We start from the raw sequence: 19932 nt of genomic DNA, 5'->3' as shown, positions 1-19932 counted from the left end.
ATCTTACTATAAAAAAACAGCATCGCTTGTATAAGTGATGCTGTTTTTTTATAGTAAGATGTATAATTATCCGTGCTTCCGGTTGGGTAAAACGTTGTCGCGGGTCCATACTATTTCGCCGGTAAAGGCATGGCTCCTCACCGGGCATGCCGCCTTCAGGCAGTAGTGGCAACAGGAAGGTATACAAGGGTCCATATGAATAAAAAACTCTACTTCACTACCGGGAAACCCTTCATTAACCAACTTCTCTATCTTCTTCATTTCATCATGTGCATCATTCAGTTCAAGGTAATATGGCATGGTTACATGGCAATCAATATGATAATTATTCCCATATTGCTGTACGCGCATGTTATGCACGTCGATCCAGTTTTCCCTGCGATGGGCTGATAAAATAGTGATCACCTTATCTACGATCTTCATATCTGTTTCATCCATCAAACCGGAGATGGAACGGCGCAAGAGCTGGTAGCCTTTTGCGAGGATCAATATGCCCATCACCAGTGATACCGCAGGATCCAGCCAGGTCCACCCTGTAAAGTGAATGATGATCAGAGCGCTGATCAACCCTGCACTGCTGTACACATCGGTCATGATATGCTGCCCGTTGCCGGAAATAGTAATGGAAGAAAGCCGTCTGCCTGAGCCAACCAGGTATAGTCCCAGCAGTAAATTGGCCACAGTGGTAATGCCCAGCACCCACAAACCATTTTTTATCTGGTGCAGTTCCCTCGGCAGGATAAAATACTGGATGGCTTTCACCAGTATCAGTATACCGGCAATAAAGATCATGGCGCCTTCAAAACCGATGGAGAAAAACTCCACCTTTCCATGCCCGTATGGATGGTTCGCATCTTTGGGTTTACCTGCCAGGTAAATGCTATAGCAGGCAAAGCCGCCAGCCACCACGTTGATAATGGATTCCAGGGCATCAGATAGGATAGCCACTGAATGGGTCATAAAGTAGGCAGAGAACTTCGCCACGGTTAGGATAAAACTAACGATCAGCGATACGAGTATAACGCGCAGCTCTTTTTTTAGCAATGGCTCAGTTTTGTGTAATGGTAAAGGGCAAAGGTAAAGGATTATTGGCGTTTGAAAAACCTCTCCGATATTAATAAAAACATAACATAAGGCATGCTGATAAAGCAGGTGCAGCTGTTACATTTGCGATAATACCACGAAAAACTGTACTAACCCTTATAAACGTACGAAAATGACCGGTAGCGAACACCATGCCCAAGCTGTAATCAATAAAATTTTTGACCTGTATAACACTTACGGCCAGGAAGAATACGGCGAACAGGTAACGATGCTGATGCACATGATGCAGGCCGCTCTCATAGCGGAAAGCACAGGCTTTGACGATGAAATGATCATTGCTGCCTTCCTGCACGACATTGGCCACTTCTTTGAAAACGCTCCCCGGATGGACGGGCTCGGCGCAAAAGCGCATGACGACCTTGGCAGTGCCTTCCTGCTTGAATGCGGTTTTCCTGAAAGAATGGCCCAGCTGGTAGGTAGTCATGTTGCCGCCAAACGCTACCTCACCTGGTCCGACAGCGCCTATTACGATACGCTTTCCGAAGCCAGCAAACAAACCCTGGAATATCAGGGCGGCCCTATGAATGAAGCAGAGGCGCTGGCTTTCCGCAACGATCCTCTCTTTCATCAATATATACAGATCAGGATCTGGGACGATATGGGTAAGGAAACAGATATGCCGGTAAAACAGGAAGATGTGGACCGGATGCGGGAAAGAATGCTGGCCTACCTGCTGGCAAACACTCCTGCCGGCGATAATTAACGGGCTTATGCTAAATTGCAGGTCTATACTGCTTTGATACAGTTTTTCCTGCACGACGGATACCGTGTGGTGCAAAGGATATCAAAAACGGGAGCAGATCGCTGAAGCGTTGGAAAATAATCCTACACCGGGTATCCGTTCAGGAGCAAAGAAGGTACTGAAAGAAACAGGATAATTATTGCCACATAAAATAAAAAGCAGCGCAACAGGATACAATACCCTGTTGTGCTGCTTTTTTAATGTGATATCATCAGCGGTTACGCGTTGGCATCTCCTGCATCTGCAGCGGGAGGTGTAACGGGCGCTTTTGTCTCTTTTGGTTCTCTTGGTTCCCGAGGCTCCTTCGGTTCCTTTTCTTTCTTCTTTGCTGCTTTAGGGGCAAAGATGGCGATCATACGCTTACCTTCCATGGTAGGCATACTTTCCAGTCCACCTACTTCTGCCAGCCTTTCAGCAAATTTCAGGAGAATCAGTTCACCACGTTCCTTAAACATGATGGCGCGGCCTTTAAACTGTACATAGGTTTTTACCTTGTTACCGTCTTTCAGGAAGCTTTCAGCATGTTTTGCTTTAAAATCGAAGTCATGGTCGTCGGTGTTAGGCGTAAAGCGAATTTCTTTCACTTCGCTTTTGTGTGCCTTCGCCTTCATTTCCTTTTCCTTCTTTTTCTTTTCATAAAGGAATTTATTGTAGTCGATGATACGACAAACGGGGGGCACAGCATTTGGGGAAATTTCTACCAGGTCTAAACCCTGTTCCTCTGCCAGACGCAATGCATCCTCCGTTTTGTAGACACCTACCTCAATATTTTCACCTACAAGCCTTACCTCAGGAACGCGTATCATCCTGTTGGTGCGATGTTCTTGTTGTTGTTCCCTGCGGAAGTTGGGGTTTCTTCCCCGGTTGTTGCCGCCAAAACTTGGTCTGGGTCTTTGTTGCATTAAAAAAAATAAAATTAATTAATTAATTGTCCATTTAGTCCATGGTCCACATATCGTCCATGGACCAAAAACAATCTTTACAAAAATACGGGGAAAATCACAGCAATTAACATACCTTAATCAAGTAATGTTTATTGTTTTATATACCTTTTTTCCACATTTATGCGATGTTATTCAATTGGCCTCCTGTTGGCCACCTCTTCGTTGATCATAGTGATAAACTGTTCGGCTGGCATGGTTCCCAGGTCACCTTTTGACTGACGGCGAACGGCCACTACTTCATCAGCAGCTTCTTTTTCGCCGAGTACGAGCATGTACGGAATTTTTGCCAGCTCTGCTTCCCGGATCTTTTTACCGATCTTTTCACTTCTATCATCTATTTCAGCGCGAATTTCCGCTTTTTTCAGCAATTCTGCTACTTTTTCTGCATAGGCCTGGCTTTTATCACTGATCGGCAGGATTTTCACCTGTGTAGGCGCCAGCCACAGCGGGAATTTACCGGCGCAATGCTCAATCAGTACGGCGATAAATCTTTCCAGCGAGCCAAACGGCGCACGGTGAATCATAACGGGGCGGTGTTTCTGGTTATCCGCTCCAATATACTCCAGCTCAAAACGCTCCGGCAGGTTATAGTCCACCTGGATGGTACCCAGCTGCCACTTGCGGCCCAGGGCGTCTTTTACCATGAAATCGAGCTTAGGACCGTAAAACGCGGCTTCGTCGTATTCTATCACGGTATTCAGGCCCTTTTCAGCGGCCGACTCGATGATCGCTTTCTCCGCCAGTTCCCAGTTCTCTTCAGAACCCATGTACTTGCTGCGGTCTGTTTTATGACGCAGGGAAATCTGTGCGGTATATTCTGTAAAACTTAAACTGTTGAATACGTACATCACCAGGTCTATCACTTTCTGGAACTCTTCTTTTACCTGGTCGGGGCGGCAGAAAAGGTGCGCATCGTCCTGGGTAAATCCTCTTACGCGGGTAAGCCCATGAAGTTCTCCATGCTGCTCATAACGGTACACGGTACCGAATTCCGCGAAACGTACCGGTAAGTCTTTGTACGACTTTGGCGATACCTTATACAGTTCGCAGTGATGCGGGCAGTTCATGGGTTTCAGCATAAACTCCTCGCCTTCTTCCGGTGTGTGTATAGGCTGAAAACTGTCTTTCCCGTATTTCTCGTAGTGACCGGAAGTCACATACAGGTTTTTATTCCCGATATGCGGCGTTACCACTGGCAGGTAACCGCTGGCCAGCTGTGCTTCCTGGAGGAAGCGCTGCAGGCGTTCGCGCAACATAGCGCCTTTGGGCAGCCACATAGGTAATCCGAGACCTACTTTTTCGGAGAAGGCAAACAGTTCCAGTTCCTTGCCCAGTTTGCGGTGATCACGTTTTTTGGCTTCCTCTATCAGGGCCAGGTACTCGTCCAGCTCTTTCTGGTTAGGGAAGGTGATACCGTAAATACGGGTAAGCATCTTATTCTTTTCACTGCCGCGCCAGTAAGCGCCTGCGATGCTGGTAAGCTTGATGGATTTAATAAAGCCGGTGTTTGGAATATGCGGTCCACGGCAAAGATCTGTAAATCCGCCCTGCGTATAGAAAGTAATACTTCCATCCGGCAATTCATTGATCGTTTCTATTTTATACGGATCGCCCTTCTCTGTAAAGTAGTTCAGTGCATCCGCCTTACTTACCTCCTTGCGTATGTACTCACTGTTGTGTTTAGACAACTCCACCATTTTCGCTTCAATCGCTTTCAGGTCATCTTCAGAGATGGTACGGTCGCCCAGGTCAATATCGTAATAGAATCCATTTTCAATGGAGGGGCCGTAGCCGAGCTTTACACCGGGGTACAGGGCTTCCAGGGCTTCTGCCATCAGATGCGCCGAAGAGTGCCACATGGTGGCTTTACCATCCTTATCCACCCACGTCAGCAGTTGCAGCGTGCTATCCGTCAAAATCGGGCGCGTAGCATCCACTACCTGCCCATTAACATTTGCAGCCAATACTTTGCGTGCCAATCCCTCGCTGATGGACTTGGCGATCTCCAATGCAGTTACTCCTGGTTCATACTGACGAACTGCGCCATCCGGAAAAGTGATATTTATCATACGTTTTGCTGTTAGCGCCATACCTTTTCGTATGGGCTATATTTCCTTTATAAAATGTTTGCGAAGTTAAGAAATAGTTTGTTAGCTTTTAGATAACCATGTGATTGAACTTAAGGATTTTAAAAATAAATATTATTACAGCGATGTGAGCACAGTTGAAAAGATGGAGTGACTTCACATTTATAAATGTAAAATAATATAATATTACGAGGTAGTGTATGGCTTTGGCAGGACTAAGAATTTTGAGTGTATAGCTTTTACAGGACGAGACAGTATGACAAACGTAATAATCAAACTAAATTTCGCCTGTCTCGTTCTCAAAATGCAAACCATCTTTACGCAATAATAACAATCATCAGCATTTGATATATTTAAAAGAAATATCTGTAATACTCTCAATATGGATAGAGAGAATAGATTAAATTTATGATGTAATATAAAACCGTTACATATGACAATTGGAAATTTAAAGCTGTACGACATCTTCCGGACGGATCTGCATTTGTCGGACGCCAAAGCCATGGAAATAGTAAACGCGATGGATGAGCATTATGAAAGGAAGTCTTTTGCAAAAACCGATCAACTGGCTACCAAAGCGGAGTTAGCTGCTGTTAAGTCGGAATTGAAAGGCGACATTAGTAATCTCAGAACAGAATTGAAAGGCGACATCAGCAATCTCAGAACAGAATTAAAACAGGACATTGGCAATCTCAGGGTGGAAGTAAAAGAAGACATCGGTAAAGTAAGGGTAGAAATTAAAGATACGGAGAACAGGCTGATGAAGCACATGCACTCTGTTACAATTCTCCAGTACATTATGTTGATCGGCTCTATAGCTGCTCTGCTTAGATACGCAGGCATACTGAAATAATCCCCACGCTATCACCCCATGTTAATCCCCCGGTCAGAACCTGAAATTATACGTCACAGACGGCAACACCGGAAATAACGACACCTGCTTCGCACTTACCTTCAATGTTCCATCAATTGCACTACCCTCCTGGTCGAAATAAATAAAATAAGGGTTCTTCCTGCTATAAACATTGTATACTGAAAAAGTCCAGCTGCCTTTAACACGTTTATTGGGCTTTTTAGGCACGGGCGTATAAATAGCCGAAAAATCCAACCGGTGATACGCATCCATCCTGTATGAATTGATGCTGCCATAACCCTGTACCAGCGTGCCTTCTATAAAATAGAACTTTTCCGGCAACGTGGTGGTGTTACCCGTACCATAAATAAAGACACCGGATATCGTCCAGCGCTTGTTCAATTCATAAGTGCCCACCAGGGCCAGGTCGTGCCGGCGGTCGTATTTAGCCGGGTAACGCTTCCCATCGTTCAAGGCCGGAAACTCCCGCCAGGTCCATGCCAGCGTATAACCCAGCCAACCGGTAAACCTTCCCTTCCTTTTGTTCACAAATAATTCCAGCCCGTATGCCTCCCCTTTCCCAAATACAAAGTCCTGTTCGGGATCATTAAAGGTAGGTGTATATCCTTCCTTGTATTCGATCTGGTGCTGCAGGCTCTTATAATACACCTCTGCCGAGGCCTCGTATATATTGTTGCTGAAATTGCGGAAATACCCGGCTGAATACTGCCAGGAGATCTGCGGCTGCACCAGGTAAGTACTGGGCACCCAAACATCTGTAGGCAGCGTAGTGCCTGCATTGGACACCAGGTGGATAAACTGGTAGTTACGGGTAACAGAAGCCTTTACTGAGCTTACATCATTCCATGACCAGCGCAGGATAAACCTCGGCTCAAAGCCGCCATGACGTGATATTGGCTGCCAGCGCCGGTATACAGTACTGTCTGTTTTATTTCCTGCTGCATCCCGGTAATAACGGGTATAGGGACCTATCTGCATAAACCCGCTGTAACGCAACCCTACATTCAGCTGCAGCCGGGGAGATATTTCCCAGTCGTCCATTACATACAAAGCTGCTTCATGGGCGTATTTCTTAAATACATTTTCCGGCGAAAACCTCGTGGAATCCTGCTGCCCGCTGATGGTAGACGGCGTAAACGTGTGATAAATATAATTCCCTCCGAAACGGATATGATGCTTTACATGCACATAGTAGTCGAAATCCGTTTTCAGGTTCATATCACTGATACCGGATGATAAACGGATGTCAAAATTATTCTGGAGGGCGCTGAACTGGAACTTATAATCATTGTAAATGAGGGAGGTATTGGCAAACAGTTTCCGGTTAAACACATGGTTCCATCGCAAAGTAGCCGTGGTATTGCCCCAGGGGATCTTAACATCAAAGGAACGGTCCTGGTTATTAAAGCTGAATACATCTTTCCCTAAATAACCACTCAGGTAAACACGATCCCGGTCTGAAATAATATAATTCATCTTTACATTCAGATCATAGAAATAATAACCCGAACCCTTATACGAAGTATTATTTATGAAAGGTTTCGTTATAACGTCAATGTATGTACGCCGGCCGCTCACGATAAAAGATGCTTTATCTTTTTTCAGTGGTCCCTGGAAGGATAAACGGGAGGAAATAAGGCCAATCCCTCCTTCTCCCTGGAAATTTTTACTGTTCCCTTCTTTCATGGCAATATCCGCCACGGACGACAAGCGCCCGCCGTAATTGGCTGGCATACCGCCTTTAATGAGCGTCGTGCCACGGATAGCATCTGCATTAAACACGGAGAAAAAACCAAAAAGATGCCCGGTATTATACACGGGTGCTTCATCCAGCAGAATGAGGTTCTGATCAGCTCCACCGCCCCTTACATAAAAACCGGCATTCCCTTCGCCGGCAGCCTGAACGCCAGGCATCAGCTGCAGGGCTTTCAGCACATCCACCTCTCCCATCAGCGCAGGCAGCTTCTTTACCTCCATGGCGGTAAGCTCCACTCTACCCATGTCGGTACTTTTTACGTTGGCGTCCTTTCGTTTATCACTGATCACTACTTCCTTTGCCTGGTAAGAACGGGGATATAACTGCAGATGCTGCGTGGTATTAGCATCAAGGTTCAGCGCTAAGGCTTTGGATTCATAGCCAAGAAAAGAATACAGGAGGATATAGTTACCTGCCGGCAGGGTGATGGAATAAAAACCATAGTTATTGGTATGCACCCCGTTGGTGGAATGCAATACCTGCACAGTGGCGCCAGGGAGGGATTCCCCGTTGGTGCTATCTTTAATAAAACCGCTTATGGTAAATTGCTGTCCCGCTGCGTTGTTGAAGAAACATAGCAAAAAGAAGAGCCATAAAAAGGAAACATATCGTGTGAACATACCGTTGAATCAGGTGCAGCAAAGGCAAGTTACGATTTACAGCGCATGATCCAACGATAAGTTATTACTTGTAAATCAGGCTGTCTTTTGTTTCGCCACAGGTGAGCATCTTATGACCGAAGTAGGGATTCTGGATATCCGCTTTATCGCTGAGCCAGTAAGCCCCTTTATCATCAAATGCCATCGGGCAATACTGGTGATAAATAGTATGACCTTTCAAACCGGTGTTCTTTACAAGATCAAACAGCATATCAGACACCATCTGGAAAGAAGCCCTCTTCCCTTCCAGTGTTGATTCCCCGGCCAGTCCGTCCAGTTCTGCGCTCACGCTGCCGGTAATACCGGTTATGTTGGCCAGGTGGCTGCTGTCCATTTGCAGAAGGGTCACCGGCAAACTGTCCACATGCCCCTTAAGCGCCGCTGCAGCCGTGTTGGCAGCGGTACCGTCGGCCTGCACCAACGCATCAGACAACTTATAGTACGATTGCATTGTAGCGCCCAGTGAATCGTAGAATACCTGGCTGTAAGGAGCCTGCAACGCTTCGGCAACGCCGCCGGCAGCTTTTTTCTCCTCCGGCGCCTGCTGGTTACAGGCAAACAGCGCCATACCCAGTATTAACAGGCCAGCCGGAAGGCATACTTTAAAATTCATAATCTTACACTTTGTAACAAAACTAAATAAAATGACCGGATTGTTTGTCGGGAGGATTGAATTTGAGTAGGTTAAAGTCCGCATTTTTCCTTAACTTTGCACGTTTTTTATCCAATTTTTTTATTTTTTATGTTGATCGCTTTACAGGACATTACGTTTGAGTTTGGATCCAGGGTCATACTGGAAAATTCCTCCTGGCATATAGAACCGGGCGACCGGGTTGGGCTTATCGGGTTGAATGGTACCGGCAAATCTACCCTGTTGCGCATTATCAATGGAGAATATTCCGTTTCCAAAGGAAGTGTGAATAAAAGCAAGAGCCTGACGATCGGCTTCTTTAACCAGGACCTGCTAAGCTTTGAAACCGAGGAATCCATCCTTACCGTAGGTATGATGGCCTTTGGCAAAGCACTGGAGCTGGAGAAAGATATTGAGCGTATTACCAGGGAACTGGAAGACAGCCAAACGGATGAACTGTTGCATGAATTCAGCGACAAGCTGCATGAATTTGAAGCCCTCGACGGCTATAACATGAAACATAAAACGGCCCAGGTACTGGAAGGCCTCGGCTTTACCACCGCCGACCTGGACCGCCCATACAGCCAGTTTTCCGGTGGATGGCGCATGCGGGTACTCCTGGCACGCCTCATCCTGCAGCAACCGGATGTACTGATGCTCGATGAGCCCACGAACCACCTGGATCTTCCCTCCATCGAATGGCTGGAAAGATACCTGGTAGGTTATAATGGCGCCGTGATCATTGTATCGCACGACCGCTTCTTCCTGGACCGCATGGTGAACAAGATCGTGGAAGTATACCAGCAGCAACTGCACCACTACGCCGGTTCTTACGCCGACTATGAAGTGGAAAAGGAACTGCGCCGCGAAATGCAGCAACGCGCTTACGAAAACCAGCAGGATTATATCCGCCAGCAGGAACGCTTTATTGAACGCTTTAAAGCAAAAGCTTCCAAAGCCGCACAGGCACAAAGTATTGCCAAAAGGCTGGATAAACTGGAACGTGTAGAACAAACAGATAACGGCCCGTCTAAAATAAAAATAAACTTTACGGTAGATAAAACACCCGGCAAGATCTTATGCACATTGAAAAATGTCAGCAAACGCTTTGGCAATATCGAGATCTTAAAAAACACTAGCGCTGAGATCAACCGGGGCGATAAAATTGCCCTCATCGGCGCCAACGGTAAAGGTAAATCTACCCTCCTTCGGATCATTTTCGGGATGGAGCCTATGGAAGGTGAGCGCATACCCGGCCATAACGTGGTGACCAGCTTCTACGCACAGCATCAGCTGGAATCACTAGACCTGAACAGCGAAATACTGGACGAGCTGAAAAACTTTGGCAGCGGCCGTACAGAACTGGAATTACGCCAGCTCCTGGGGTGCTTCCTCTTTACCGGTGATGATGTGTTTAAGAAGATCAAGATCCTTTCGGGAGGCGAAAAAGCACGCGTGGCGCTGGCAAAAACCATTATCAGCCAGGCTAACTTCCTTATGCTGGATGAGCCCACGAACCACCTTGACATGAACTCCGTGCAGATGCTGATAGACGCCCTTAACAAGTACGATGGCAGCCTGGTGCTGGTATCGCACGACCGTTATTTCGTCAGCCAGACAGCCAATAAGATCTGGGAAATTGTAGACGGTGAGATCAAGGAGTTCAAAGGCACCTACAACGAATACGAAGAGTGGAAAAAGAGAATGGCCGCCCAGCAGCAGAACAATAATGCCAAAGCCAGTAACAGTAACGCAGATACGAAAAAAGAAAGCCGCCAGCAAAACACCGCTCCTGCTGCAGAAACAGGCAAAGGCGCTATCAATAAAGACGTTCAGCGCGAATTACAGAAACAGCAGAAACAGTTTTCACAGGTAGAGGGCCAGGTCGCCAGCCTGAAGGAACGTAAGGCCAGTCTTGAAGCCAGCCTCGGTTCCCCTGAAATCTACAACGATAAAGCTAAATTTGCCCAGGTAGAAAGCGAATACCAGGATGTTCAGAAATACCTGGACAGGGCCAATCAGCAATACGAGCAATTATTTGAAAAAATAATGCAGCTGGAAGCGAACCTTATCAGCTAGTAATTTTGTTATACAGGTATCTTACGGGATACCTGTATAATACCCACTAAAAACCTTTCTGAAGTATGCAAAAAATACTGGTAGTTGAAGACGAAGTTAAAGTAGCCAATGCCGTTAAGAAAGGACTGGAAGAAAACGGTTTTGATGTGGATGTGGCCTACGACGGGCGTATCGGCAAAGGATTAGCTACCAATAACGACTACGACCTGGTGATCCTGGACCTCAACCTCCCCCATAACAACGGCTATGAACTTTGTGAAGTGATCCGCCACAAAAACAACCGGGTTCCGGTAATCATGCTCACCGCCCTCGGCGGCATGGAAGACAAAATGCAGGCCTTTGAACTGGGCGCAGACGACTACCTTGTAAAGCCATTCGACTTCCGTGAACTGCTGGCGCGTATCCGCGTATTCCTTAAAAGAGCCGGCTCCGATGCCACGCACGGTACCCAATACAAAATTGTGATCGCCGACCTGGAAATAGACCGGGAAAAGAAAGACGTAACACGCGGCGGCAAAAAAATTGCCCTCACCGCCAAAGAATACCAGCTGCTGGAATTCCTCGCCATGCATAAAGGCAAAGTTATCTCCAAAATCACCATCGCGGAAAAAGTATGGGATATCGACTTCGATACCGGTACCAATGTAATTGAAGTATACATGAACTTCCTCCGCAAAAAAATAGACAAGGATTTCGAGCATAAACTCCTGCACACAAAAACAGGCATGGGATATTATCTTTCTGAAGAATAACACGCCCGGTTGAAGATCAAATATAAAATAGCGCTTTATTATACCCTGTCGGCCACGCTGATGCTCGTTGCATTTGCCGTACTGGCATATTATTTCTCCGCCAAATCAAGGAAAGCCGAATACCTGGAACGGTTGGAATACCGCGCCCGCTCTATTGCCAACGTGATCATTGAAGACGGCAATGTGAAGGTAGACCTGCTGCGGAAGCTGGACCGTACCACTTTCCAGGATCTCTATAAAGAAACCATCCTGGTATATAATCCCACGTACGACCTGCTGTACAGCAACCTGAAAGATACTACCATCCGTACCCACCCCAAATTACTCGACTATATCAAGGAGAATAAGGTATACAGCGCCGATAAAGGCAGCGATGAAGTAGTGGGTGTTTACTATACAGAAGGGAATGTATCCGTGATCGTTATTGTATCTTCTTTTGATAAATATGGCTTTCAAAACCTCCGGAACCTCAGCCAGATCCTGCTGCTGGAGCTTATTACCGCTGTGATAGTACTGGTGGGCGTTGGATACTTCTTTGCCCGTAAAATGGTGCAACCTATCGATCAGCTGGTACAGCAGGTAGACAGCATCAACGCCAATAACATGCAGGACACGCAGGTAGCGGTGAAAGGAAAAGATGAAATTGCCAAACTGGGCGCCAATTTCAATACTATGCTGCAGCGCCTCAGCGAATCGTTTCACCTGCAGAAAAGCTTTGTAAGCAATGCCTCTCATGAGCTGCGCACTCCCCTTGCAGCCATCATCAGCCAGTTGCAGGTGGCTTTGTCGAAAGACCGAAGCAAGGAAGAATACCTGGCCCTGCTCACCTCTGTGCTGGAAGACGCGGAAAACCTTTCCGATCTTTCCAACGGCTTATTGCAACTGGCCCAATCGGAAATGCGGCAACAGGAATTTGTACTGAGTAATGTGAGGATAGATGAACTGCTAATGGAGATGACCACCCTGATCCGGCTGAAACAAAAAACTGCCAGTAAAGTGGAGATCCATTTCATGAAAGTGCCCGACAATGACCTGCTGGTAACCTGTTATGGAAATGAAAATCTGCTGAAAGTACTTTTCCTCAACCTGATCGATAATGCATGTAAGTTTTCCGATAATAATACCGCGCATGTATCGATAGACTTCTTTACAAAATATATCCTCGTACAGGTGAAAGACTCCGGGATCGGTGTTCCACCGGATGATATCAGCAAAATATTTGAGCCTTTTTACCGGGGGCAGAACGCTCTTCAGATCCGCGGCCATGGCCTGGGTTTATCTATCTGCAAAAAAATTGTACAGATACACAACGGCCATATCACCGTTACCTCCAACCCGCAGGAAGGAACTACCTTCGCAGTGATCCTGCCACACATATAAGTTTCTTTTAAGTTTTTTTTAATCTTCCTTAAAGGCCGCTTTAATTCCTCTTTCTGAGCTTTGTGCTATGAAATCTGGCATTATGCGAACTATCAGGATGCTGTTCCTAACAGCTTGTGTTTCCAGCCTGGGCTTTATTCAGTATTCACAGGCACAGGTTACTTCCCAACCTGCAACATTGCAGCAGGTGGAAGATTCTTTCCTCGTAAAAAATTATTTATTACTGGCACAACGCTACCAGGTAGATGCCTCCAAAGCACTGGTACGGCAGGCGAAGATGTGGAACAATCCCTCCTTCAGCACCGTGCTGGGATTCGGAAGTACCAACAAATTCAAACCATTTGATGTGGGCGCCGGTGGCGAAACACAGTATAATGTGGACCAGCTGATCCAGCTTGCCGGCAAGCGGAATAAAACTATACAACTGGCCGCAGCAGCGGCAAAAATGAGCGAAGCCAACTTTGATGAACTGGTGCGTACCCTTCGCCTGCAACTCCGGGAAAACTTCTACAATATCTACTACCAGCAACAGATTGAAACCGTGTTAAAAGAACAGCTGGATAACCTGCAGAAAATTGTGGATGCATATGTAACAGCTGATAAGAAAGGAAGCGTGGCCCATGCAGACCTGGTAAGGTTGCAGGCATTACAGGTAGGTATTGAAAACGACTTTGCCGACCTGAAACAACAGGAACTGGAATCACAGAAGAACCTACAGCAACTGTTACATACCAGTGTTTTTTATGAAGCCCGGCTGCAACCAGCAGACCTGGCTTCATATAACCTGGATAAAATACAGCTGCAACCGCTGCTCGACAGCGTAGCACAGAACCGGCCGGATGTACGTATAGCCGATATGCAATACCAGACCGCGCAGCTCAACTACCGCCTCCAGAAATCACTGGCTGTACCGGATCTTCACGTAGGCGCCACTTACGATAAACAAGGCAGTTATACGCCTAATTTCGTGGGGCTCACGCTGGGAATTGATCTGCCCACCTGGAACCGTAACCAGGGAAATATCCGCGCTGCGCAACTCCAGATCGGATCTGAACAACAACAACTGCTGCAGCAACAGTCCATCGCACAGTCGGAAGTGCTGAATGCCTACCAGCGTATAGTAACACTGGAAAAACGTTACAAAAGCTTTGACCTGCACCAGTTCCAGGGCGAGTTTGATACCCTGATAGCTGAAGTGGCCAAAAACTTCAGCAAGGGAAATATCTCCCTTCTTCAGTTCATCGATTACTTCAACAGTTACAGCGACAACGCTAAAAATATCAACAAGTTTTTATCCAACCGGGTAAATGCCTACGAAGAACTCAACTATGCAACAGGACAAGAATTATTTAAAAACTAAGCGCATGAAACAGCCTATCCTCATTATTGGCTTTTCGCTGCTGGCAACTATTCTGTGGAGTGGTTGCAAACACAGCCAGGCAGAAGATCAGGAAAAAACCACTTTCGTTCTCAGTGATACGATGCTGAAAAATATCCGTATCGATACTGCGCACCTGCAGCCTGTAATGAATGAAGTTCGTTTATCCGGTAAGGTTACCCCCAACGGTGGTAAAGTACTGAAGGTGTACCCGCTGGTAAGTGGTTATGTGGAAGATATAAAAGTACAGCTGGGCGATTATGTACAAAAAGGCCAGGTACTGGCAGTAATACACAGTGCGGAAATTGCTGATTATGAAAAGCAGCTGGCACAGGCCCAATCCGATCGCAATGTGGCAGACAAAAATCTCAAAGTGGCGCAGGACCTGTTCGAGAGCCGTTTGAATACAGATAAGGATGTGGTAAACGCCAAAGGGGAAGTACAGAAATCCAATGCTGAAATTAACCGCCTCAACGACCTGTTTAAAATATACCGCAAAGGTAAAGGCGCTACCTACCTGGTAACCGCCCCTATTTCCGGTTATATTATTGAGAAGAATATCAATAATAACATGGAGATCCGTACGGATAACAGCACCAATATTTTCACCATTTCAGAACTGGACGATGTATGGGTGATGGCCAATGTTTTTGAAACAGATATTGCCCGTATCAAGGAAGGCTACGAAGCAGACGTGGTAACCGTAAGCTATCCCGATCAGCCCTTCCGCGGCAAGATCGATAAGATCTACAATTTCCTCGACCCTGCTACCAAAACCATGCAGGTAAGGATCAGTATCGATAATAAGAATATGTTGCTAAAGCCGGAAATGTTTGCTACCGTGTATGTGAAGTACCAGGATAACGATCAGAAAATAGCAGTGCCCTCTGCCGCTGTCATCTTCGATAACAGCAAAAATTATGTGCTGGTATTTAAAGACAAATTTAATATAGCCGTGCGCGAAGTAGAGGTAGATAAAACAGCCGGGGATATGACCTATATCTCTTCCGGCCTCGCTGCAAACGAGAAAGTGATCTCCAAAAACCAATTGCTCATCTACGATGCTCTTAAAGATTAAACGCGTCATGAAGCAACTGTTCTCCATAGGAGTGCTCACACTGGGCTGTACCCGCCTGCTGGCGCAGGATAAGAAGACGGATAGCATTGTCCCCTACTCTTTCCATTTCCAGCAAACACTGGTAACGCAATGGCACCCGGATTTTTCTGCAAAGTATTCAGGTATCAACAGTTTCCGTACGCATGAAAACGGCGCTACTTCCATTACCAGTACTATTTATGCAGGTATCCGCCCATTGAAGAACCTGGAATTATATGTGAACCCGGAACTTGCAGGAGGGGAAGGTCTTAGCCATGCTACCGGCATTGCGGGTTTTCCCAACGGGGAAACCTTCCGCGTGGGCGATCCCAAACCTAAGATTTACCTGGCGCGTGCATATGGCGTTTATACGTTACCGTTATCATCCGGTACGGAAACAGACCAAGATGACCTTAACAATGTAGGCGGCACCACACCCACAAGATACCTGCGTTTTATTGGCGGTAAATACTGCCTTGCAGATTTCTTTGACCAGAACGATTACAGCCATGATCCCCGCACCCAGTTTATGAACTGGGCGCTGATGAGCAACGCTGCCTGGGATTACCCTGCAGATGTGCGCGGATATACCATGGCGCTCACCGTTCAGTACAGGACGAACAACTGGCTGTTACAGGCCGCCACCTCCCTGGAACCGGAAGTAGCCAATGGTCCAAAGCTGAACTATCATTATGGCCAATCCAACGGTGAGGTAGTGGAAGTAACGCACACGCATACACTGAATAAGCATGAAGGGGCAGTGCGGCTGATGGCTTTCATTAACCAGGCGCCCATGGGCAATTATAACGAAGCTGTAAGCGCGGTTAAAGACACGCCGGATATCAGTGCCGTAAGGCGGAACGGGCATACCAAATATGGTTTCGGCATCAATATAAACCAGGAGCTGACAGGCAGCGGTGGCGCCTTCCTCAAAGCATCATGGAACGACGGGCATAATGAAACCTGGGCCTATACAGAAATTGACCGTTCAATCAGTGCCGGATGGCTGCAAAGCGGCCAAAGCTGGCACCGCGCGCAAGACAATGCCGGCGCAGCACTCGTGGTAAACGGCTTATCCGGCGACCACCGGAACTACCTTGCTGAAGGCGGCACAGGTTTTATGATTGGCGACGGACGGCTCAACTATGCCCCTGAAGTAATTGCTGAAGTATTCTATCAATGTAACATCACCAGGCTACATATAGCTTTAAGCCCTGATTACCAGTTTGTGATGCATCCTGCTTATAACAGGGACCGCGGACCGGTGAATATTTTCGGGTTAAGGACCAGGGTAGCATTCTAAAGAACAGGAGTTATGAATAAATTCATTAGAAATATTGTAGCCTTTTCGCTGAGGAACAAGCTGTTTGTTTTCATCAGTGTAGCCACGCTGATCGCAGCAGGCGTATTTTCCTTCTTACACACGCCCATTGAGGCTTTCCCCGATGTTACCAACACGCAGATAGTGATTGTAACCAAATGGAATGGCCGCAGTGCGCAGGAAGTGGAGCGTTTTGTAACGCTGCCCATAGAAGTATCTATGAATGCAGTGCAGAAAAAAACCAGTGTGCGCTCTGTTACCATGTTTGGTTTGTCGGTAGTAAAGATCATGTTTGATGATGATGTGGAAGATTTCTTTGCCCGTCAGCAGGTGAACAACATGTTGCAAAGCATTAGTCTGCCTGAAGGCGCCGAGCCGGAAGTGCAGCCACCCTACGGTCCTACCGGTGAAATATTCCGTTACTACCTGAAAAGCAGCAAGCGGGATTCACGCGATCTGCTTACCTGGCAGAACTGGGTCATAGACCGGCAGATCCGCAGCGTGCCCGGTGTTGCCGATGTGGTGGCCTTTGGCGGACAGGAAAAGATCTACGAGATCTCTGCAGACCCTGTACGGCTCGCCAAATACGATATTACCCCGCTGGAGCTGTACCAGGCCGTTACCAAAAGCAATGTGAACGTAGGCGGCGATGTGATTGAAAAAAACGGGCAGGCATATGTGGTGCGGGGAATCGGCCTGCTGAACAGTATCCCGGATATCAACAATATCATTGTTCAGAACATCAATGGCGTGCCCCTGCTGGTGAAGGATCTGGCCAATGTACATGAGGCATCCGCCCCCCGCGTGGGACAGGTGGGCATAGACAATAACGACGACCTGGTGGAGGGCATCGTAGTGATGCGTAAAGGAGAAAATCCCACAGAAGTATTGGCCCGCCTGAAAGATAAGCTGAAAGAGCTGAATGAAACCATCCTGCCGGATGATATCAAAATGGAAACATTCTACGACCGTGATAACCTGATGGAATTCTGTACCCACACGGTAATGCACAACCTGGCAGAAGGTATCATATTCGTAACCGTGATCGTATTCCTGTTCATGGCCGACTGGCGCACTACGGTGATCGTGTCTATCATTATCCCGCTGGCGCTGCTGTTTGCTTTCATGTGCTTACGCTTAAAAGGTATGAGTGCCAACCTGTTGTCGATGGGGGCGATCGACTTCGGGATCATCATAGACGGGGCCGTGGTGATGGTAGAAGGCATCTTCGTAATGCTTGACCATAAAGCCCACAAATTTGGCATGGAGCGGTTCAACAAAATGGCGAAACTGGGATGGATCAAACAAACCGGCGGAGAACTGGCAAAGGCCATCTTCTTTTCCAAACTTATTATTATCATCTCCCTGATCCCCATTTTCTCTTTCCAGAAAGTGGAAGGCAAAATGTTTTCACCACTTGCCTGGACACTGGGATTTGCGTTGCTGGGCGCCCTGTTGTTTACCCTCACACTGGTGCCCGTGCTTTGCTCTATTTTGCTCAACAGGAATGTGAAGGAAAAGAATAACCCGCTGGTGAATTTCTTTGACCGTTTTGTAATGAAAGGCTTCAGCTGGACTTACCGGAACAAACGTCTCAGCATTACACTGGCACTGGCTTTCATGCTGCTTACTTTTATATCGGCGAAGTTCCTGGGCACAGAGTTCCTGCCACAGCTGAATGAAGGCTCACTGTGGGTTACCACGGAGTTGCCCATGAGCATGTCGCTTACCGAAAGCACCAAAATGGCGCATGATATCCGGCAGGACCTCGGCGGTTTCCCGGAAGTAAAAAGGGTATTGTCGCAGGTAGGCCGTTCCAACGATGGCACCGATCCCAACGGCTTTTACTTTGTGCAGTATCAGGTAGACCTGGCGCCAAAAGAAAGCTGGAAACGGAAGATCACGCAGGACGAACTGATTGCGCAGATGGAAGCCCGTTTGAAGAAATACCCGGGCATCATTCTCAACTTCTCCCAGCCTATCAGTGACAACGTTTCTGAAGCGGTGGCCGGCTTCAAAGCAGCAAACGGGGTGAAGATCTTTGGCGATGATCTTGTGAAGCTGGAATCGCTTTCACAGCAGGTAATGGCGCAACTGAAAACGGTGCAGGGCATCAAGGATCTTGGTGTGATCCGGAATATTGGTCAGCCTGAAATGAGCATTAACCTCGACGATAATAAAATGGCCCAGTATGGCGTAGCCACCGGTGATGCACAGGCAGTGATTGAAATGGCCATTGGCGGTAAAACGGCCACACAGCTGTATGAGGGAGAAAAGAAATTTGATATCCGCATCCGGTATGATGAGAACTACCGCAAAACGGAAGATGATCTTGCCAACCTGATGGTGCCTACTATCAACAATAATAAGATACCGTTGAAAGAAATTGCGGAGATTAAAACCATTACAGGACCGGCTTTCATTTACCGTGATAACAACAAACGCTTTATAGGCGTGAAGTTCTCTGTACGTGACCGCGACCTGGGTAGTACTATTGCCGAAGCGCAGGCGAAGATCAACCGGGTGGTAAAACTGCCTAAAGGCTACAGCATTGGCTGGACCGGTGAATTTGAAAACCAGGTACGCGCCACACAACGTCTCGGACAGGTAGTGCCTATCAGTATCATCGCCATTTTCATGGTATTGTTCATTATGCTGGGCAGTGTGAAGGATGCAGGACTGGTGCTGATGAATGTGCCCTTTGCATTGATTGGCGGTATACTGGCATTGCATATTACCAATATGAACTTCGGTATTTCCGCCGGGGTAGGTTTTATTGCCTTGTTTGGTATCTGTATCCAGAACGGGGTGATCCTCATTTCCGTATTCCATAAGAACCTGGAAGCAAAACTATCACTGAATGAATCTATCAGGCTGGGCGTACAAAGCCGTGTACGGCCTGTGGTAATGACGGCGATGATGGCCGCTATAGGCCTTATTCCCGCTGCCATATCGCATGGTATCGGATCTGAAACACAGAAGCCGCTGGCAATTGTAGTAATTGGCGGGCTGATTACCGCAACGGTATTAACGTTGCTCGTATTCCCCATCATTTTCTATGGTGCTTATAAAAATAAGAGAGACCAGATGTAGTCAACAGATTGCGTATAGCCGTTCGCTTTAGTACAA

The 19932-nt window shown here is 47.0% G+C and carries 14 protein-coding genes; 9 read left to right on the top strand and 5 right to left on the bottom strand.

Annotation, left to right across the window (positions count from 1 at the left end):
* Positions 1-66: 66 nt before the first annotated feature.
* Positions 67-1044, bottom strand: coding sequence for a cation diffusion facilitator family transporter (locus tag ABIE50_RS18105; RefSeq protein WP_209857684.1), 978 nt, complete (start codon positions 1042-1044; stop codon positions 67-69).
* 172 nt (positions 1045-1216) lie between these two features.
* Here ABIE50_RS18105 and ABIE50_RS18100 point away from each other — a divergent pair, with 172 nt between their 5' ends.
* The gene (locus tag ABIE50_RS18100) at positions 1217-1807 is read left to right on the top strand and encodes an HD domain-containing protein (RefSeq protein WP_209857683.1); all 591 of its coding nucleotides are present in this window, start codon (positions 1217-1219) and stop codon (positions 1805-1807) included.
* Positions 1808-2064: 257 nt separating this feature from the next.
* Here ABIE50_RS18100 and infC read toward each other — a convergent pair whose 3' ends face one another.
* Together infC and thrS are read right to left on the bottom strand one after the other, a co-directional pair.
* Complete coding sequence (gene infC / locus ABIE50_RS18095) at positions 2065-2748, bottom strand: translation initiation factor IF-3 (protein ID WP_260607557.1); 684 nt, start codon at positions 2746-2748, stop codon at positions 2065-2067.
* 170 nt (positions 2749-2918) lie between these two features.
* Positions 2919-4859, bottom strand: a complete 1941-nt coding sequence (thrS, locus tag ABIE50_RS18090) for a threonine--tRNA ligase (protein ID WP_209857682.1) — start codon at positions 4857-4859, stop codon at positions 2919-2921.
* 451 nt (positions 4860-5310) lie between these two features.
* Here thrS and ABIE50_RS18085 point away from each other — a divergent pair, with 451 nt between their 5' ends.
* On the top strand, positions 5311-5730 hold the full coding sequence (locus ABIE50_RS18085) for a hypothetical protein (RefSeq protein WP_209857681.1): 420 nt from the start codon (positions 5311-5313) through the stop codon (positions 5728-5730).
* A gap of 33 nt (positions 5731-5763) precedes the next feature.
* Here the strand turns inward: ABIE50_RS18085 and ABIE50_RS18080 are convergent, their stop codons facing one another.
* Positions 5764-8127, bottom strand: coding sequence for a TonB-dependent receptor (locus ABIE50_RS18080; RefSeq protein ID WP_209857680.1), 2364 nt, complete (start codon positions 8125-8127; stop codon positions 5764-5766).
* A 64-nt stretch (positions 8128-8191) separates the two neighbouring features.
* Positions 8192-8779, bottom strand: coding sequence for a DUF3347 domain-containing protein (locus ABIE50_RS18075; RefSeq protein WP_209857679.1), 588 nt, complete (start codon positions 8777-8779; stop codon positions 8192-8194).
* Positions 8780-8908: 129 nt separating this feature from the next.
* On the opposite strand from ABIE50_RS18075, the gene ABIE50_RS18070 reads away from it, so the two are divergent.
* From ABIE50_RS18070 to ABIE50_RS18040, 7 genes are all read left to right on the top strand, one after another.
* On the top strand, positions 8909-10876 hold the full coding sequence (locus tag ABIE50_RS18070; RefSeq protein WP_209857678.1) for an ABC-F family ATP-binding cassette domain-containing protein: 1968 nt from the start codon (positions 8909-8911) through the stop codon (positions 10874-10876).
* A 65-nt stretch (positions 10877-10941) separates the two neighbouring features.
* The gene (locus ABIE50_RS18065; protein ID WP_209857677.1) at positions 10942-11628 is read left to right on the top strand and encodes a response regulator; all 687 of its coding nucleotides are present in this window, start codon (positions 10942-10944) and stop codon (positions 11626-11628) included.
* Positions 11629-11637: 9 nt separating this feature from the next.
* Complete coding sequence (locus ABIE50_RS18060) at positions 11638-13008, top strand: HAMP domain-containing sensor histidine kinase (protein WP_209857676.1); 1371 nt, start codon at positions 11638-11640, stop codon at positions 13006-13008.
* Between the two features lie 82 nt (positions 13009-13090).
* Positions 13091-14368, top strand: a complete 1278-nt coding sequence (locus tag ABIE50_RS18055; RefSeq protein ID WP_209857675.1) for a TolC family protein — start codon at positions 13091-13093, stop codon at positions 14366-14368.
* 4 nt (positions 14369-14372) lie between these two features.
* Positions 14373-15464 (top strand): efflux RND transporter periplasmic adaptor subunit, encoded by a 1092-nt coding sequence (locus tag ABIE50_RS18050; protein ID WP_209857674.1) that lies wholly within the window; start codon positions 14373-14375, stop codon positions 15462-15464.
* A gap of 7 nt (positions 15465-15471) precedes the next feature.
* Positions 15472-16785, top strand: a complete 1314-nt coding sequence (locus ABIE50_RS18045) for a carbohydrate porin (protein ID WP_209857673.1) — start codon at positions 15472-15474, stop codon at positions 16783-16785.
* Positions 16786-16797: 12 nt separating this feature from the next.
* Entirely contained in the window at positions 16798-19896 is a 3099-nt protein-coding gene (locus ABIE50_RS18040; protein ID WP_209857672.1) for an efflux RND transporter permease subunit, read from the top strand.
* Positions 19897-19932 lie beyond the last annotated feature (36 nt).

It is taken from the genome of Chitinophaga sp. OAE865, assembly GCF_040546735.1.
Lineage (GTDB): Bacteria > Bacteroidota > Bacteroidia > Chitinophagales > Chitinophagaceae > Chitinophaga > Chitinophaga polysaccharea_A.
Note: the sequence above shows the minus strand (reverse complement) of the source record. Positions and strands in the feature narration are given on the sequence as shown.